Annotated in this window: 1 pseudogene; it reads left to right on the top strand. The window is 48.7% G+C overall.

What is annotated here, in order from left to right:
- Window positions 1-310 (top strand): annotated as a pseudogene (locus O0V13_RS21570) (IS5/IS1182 family transposase); the annotation flags it as partial.

A 310-nucleotide genomic window follows, 5' to 3' on the forward strand; every position in this document is an offset into this window, starting at 1 on the left:
TTATGCCGGTAGGGTAGCCTCTGCTGAGTTGGGCACAGAAGAACCCGACTTTGTGAATCCGAGTGCAGGGAAAGTCTCCCAGACGATCGAAAAGATCAATCAGGCGCTGGAAGGGAAAGCTGTTGACAAGAAGGTAAAACAGAAGTTGGCTTATGCCCAAAAGAACTGGCCTGCCAAACTGGAAGAATATACCCAGAAAGAAGAAGTACTGGCAGGACGGAACAGTTATTCCAAAACCGATCCGGATGCCACGTTCATGCGGATGAAGGAAGACCATATGAGGAATGGCCAACTCAAACCTGCCTACAAT

This window comes from Algoriphagus sp. PAP.12, assembly GCF_026652115.1.
Taxonomy (GTDB): Bacteria; Bacteroidota; Bacteroidia; order Cytophagales; family Cyclobacteriaceae; genus Algoriphagus.